The organism is Fructilactobacillus sanfranciscensis DSM 20451, assembly GCF_001436035.1.
In the GTDB taxonomy this organism is placed as follows: domain Bacteria; phylum Bacillota; class Bacilli; order Lactobacillales; family Lactobacillaceae; genus Fructilactobacillus; species Fructilactobacillus sanfranciscensis.
The window spans coordinates 1-3,017 of sequence record NZ_AYYM01000044.1 but is presented as its reverse complement, the minus strand read 5'-3'; the positions used below and the strand labels follow the sequence as shown (position 1 = coordinate 3,017).

The window sequence follows — 3,017 nt, the reverse complement described above, 5'->3', positions numbered from 1 at the left end:
ACCATTGGTCAGGAAAGGTCATGGGTTTTGCATAAAAAAGCTTAATTTATTTTCAAATAAACAAAAATCCTTCACAACAATCGCATTGTGAAGGACATTAATAAAACCTATTTATCATAAATATTTTCTAATGGAAGCAATTTATCCATTAAGCGACGACGAGCTTGACCTAAATCATTCATTTTGTCATCAACGTGACGATTTTCATCCATTCCACGTTCTTTGTCACCTCTAGGTTCTTCAACGTGTTCTGAACGTAAAGCATTAGTTTGTTCTTCGTTATCAATTAACTTTTCAACAATGTCTAATCTTTCTTGATAATTAGCTAAATGTTTGGCATCAAATTTAGCATAACCTTCTTTTTCCAATTTTTCTTGATCTTTGATTAATTTTTTAATTCTTTTTTTCTTTGAATGTGCATCCATAATTAAAAATCTCCCTTATCTATTTACCTTATTCTTACTATAAAAGAACCTCAGATTATAGAGCTTGACTATTTATTTCATAATTTTGTCAAAACTAGTAAAGCGTAAAAAAACTTTAATTAAAAAAGATCTCAAATAGAGATCTTTTACTTATTAAAATCTTGGAAGATTCAACATACTTTGCCCGTTTAAAAGCTGATTATGTTTAGTCTTGATATAAGGTGTTTTATTTTGGGGATAATAATCTTCTATAACTGCTTTAATTTTGTCACGACTAACAAAATAATATGGAATATCTGAATTAATATATCTGACAACTAAATCAACAGGTTCAATGGTTCCATCATTGAGTAATACATCCGTAATGTTTCTTTCTTTATTTGATTCTTTATCTTTTAAGTGAATACCAACAATTTCATATGAAGCCAAATAAACCACCTCTTTACTCTAGTATAGCAGTAAAAGCTAATAATCCTGCCTACTTACCCTTATCAGAAAGACTTAAAGAGTTTTAATTGATTTTGTGTATCTATTTTTGAATTGAACACTAATTATTTTTTAAAAAACTTCGACTGATAATGTATGGTAGCTTAATAATTATTTTTATCCACTCTATAAGCATTAATTACTAGTACAGCTTGGCAAAAAAACTGATTTTTATTTACCAATTTTATAATTTAATTAAATTGCATTTTTAATTTGTTTTTCTTCTTTTCCATAAAAAAAGGGCAACCGGTACCGGTTGTCCCTTAATATTTATATATTTATTTTTAAATTTTCACTTCAACATCTGACTTACCATTTTCAATAAGGTTGGCGTTTGCAGTCATTGAAATTTCTACCATGTTCTTAACTGCAACTTTAGTGTAGAAAGCAATATGTGGAGAAACTAACACGTTATCACGTTCCATCAAATTCTTAAGTCGAGCATCTGGAATTTTATCAAAACTACCAAAATCAACATTAAAAATTCCAACTTCATCTTCATAAACATCTAAAGCAGCACCTGCAATTTTGCCACTATCAAGTCCACGAATTAATGCATCAGTATCAATTAATGATCCGCGAGCACAGTTGATAATTTTGATACCAGGTTTCATTTGTGCAATCGTATCATCATTAATCATATGATCGTTTTCTTTTAAGGCCGGAGCGTGTAAAGTCAAAATATCAGACTTAGCATACAATTCAGCTGGGGTATCAACGTAAATCCCCTCTTTTTTTAATTCAGGATTAGGATATGGATCATAAGCAATGACCTTAGCACCAAAACCTTGAACAATTTTAACTACTTGGCGACCAATTCGACCAGTTGCGTAAACTCCAACTGTTTGTTGGTTCATTTCTTCAGCGATTTCAGGAGCCCAAGTTAAATTACCATGGCGACCTTTATCTTCGTATCTTTTAGTATTTCTTAACAAACGCATCATTTCGGTAACAGCAAATTCAGCAATTGCAGATGGAGAATAAGCAGGAACGTTAGAAAGTTTAATGTGATTTTTGTTTAATGCGTCAGCATCAACATTATCAACCCCAACGTTACGAAGTGATAAAGCTTTAACTCCAAAACTACCTAATTTATCTAAAATTGAAGCTGTATAAGGTTTTTGTTGAAAAGCAATAACCCCATCAAAGTCTTTAGCATCATCAATAGTTGAATCATCTAAAAGATTTGCAACTTCTTTAACTTCAACTTCTGGATGTGCAGCTTCCCATTGTTTGAAATAAGGTTCTTCATCTTTACGTACACCATAAGCAATAATTTTCATATGAATTTCCTCCTCGTGAATATTATAACATTGCATGCATATTAAGAATTCTAAAAAAGTATTATGTTAATTTTACAAGTAAATTCAATCAACTTAAAATAAATATTATTGAATCTGTTTTTAGGAGGATGTTTTGGAAATAATTTTCATTTGGGGAATGTTGGGTGGATTGCTTCGCTTAGGCATTACTGATTTAATCAATTATCATGTTTTCCCACTGGCCACTTTAATAATCAATCTCATTGGAGCATGCGCCTTACCATTTTGGAACAATTACCTTGGTAAAAGATTAAAACTCTCCTCAATGGTAATCAACAGTTTTGGAACTGGATTTATTGGATCATTTACTACTTTTTCTGGAATAATGATTGATTCATTTAAATTAATTGAAGCTAACCAAATTTTTTCTTTGTTTTCATGTTAGGAACTGGATTAGGTGCAGTTGCTAGATTTAAATTAACCAACATCTTCAGTCAATTTCATAAAAAATTCATAGCAACATTTGTTGTTAATATAGTAGGTTGCTTAATTGCTGGTTGTTTACTTCCATTTGCATTATCAAACTGGTTTAGTGTTACCACACTTGGTTTTGTAGGTGGATTCACAACTTATTCCACTTTTAATAATGAAGCTTCTAGATTATTATTAAAAAAAACAAAATAAATTAAGTTTGCTATATGTATTTTCTAGTTATTTATTTGGTATATTATTATTTTTACTAGGCTATTTATTTACGAAAACAGTAGTTTTTAATTAAAACGACAAAAAGAGACGTCCACCATTACGGTGAGCGTCTTTTTTTAATTGCGTGGCAACGTCCTAT

The 3,017-nt window shown here is 30.4% G+C and carries 5 protein-coding genes; 2 read left to right on the top strand and 3 right to left on the bottom strand.

Going from position 1 to position 3,017, the window contains the following annotated elements:
* Positions 1-107: 107 nt before the first annotated feature.
* The 3 genes from FD36_RS06230 to FD36_RS06220 all read right to left on the bottom strand — a co-directional run bounded on the left by FD36_RS06230 (position 108) and on the right by FD36_RS06220 (position 2,194).
* Positions 108-425: a hypothetical protein gene (locus tag FD36_RS06230; protein ID WP_056958838.1), complete on the bottom strand. Its 318-nt coding sequence runs from the start codon at positions 423-425 to the stop codon at positions 108-110.
* Positions 426-578: 153 nt separating this feature from the next.
* Positions 579-854, bottom strand: coding sequence for a hypothetical protein (locus tag FD36_RS06225; protein WP_056958836.1), 276 nt, complete (start codon positions 852-854; stop codon positions 579-581).
* A gap of 341 nt (positions 855-1,195) precedes the next feature.
* On the bottom strand, positions 1,196-2,194 hold the full coding sequence (locus FD36_RS06220; protein ID WP_056958834.1) for a D-2-hydroxyacid dehydrogenase: 999 nt from the start codon (positions 2,192-2,194) through the stop codon (positions 1,196-1,198).
* A gap of 133 nt (positions 2,195-2,327) precedes the next feature.
* Between FD36_RS06220 and FD36_RS06215 the strand changes: the two genes are divergently transcribed.
* Together FD36_RS06215 and FD36_RS07085 are read left to right on the top strand one after the other, a co-directional pair.
* Positions 2,328-2,618 (top strand): CrcB family protein, encoded by a 291-nt coding sequence (locus FD36_RS06215; RefSeq protein ID WP_056958831.1) that lies wholly within the window; start codon positions 2,328-2,330, stop codon positions 2,616-2,618.
* Positions 2,612-2,857, top strand: coding sequence for a FluC/FEX family fluoride channel (locus FD36_RS07085; protein ID WP_056958829.1), 246 nt, complete (start codon positions 2,612-2,614; stop codon positions 2,855-2,857). Before FD36_RS06215 ends, FD36_RS07085 begins: the two co-directional genes overlap by 7 nt.
* Positions 2,858-3,017 lie beyond the last annotated feature (160 nt).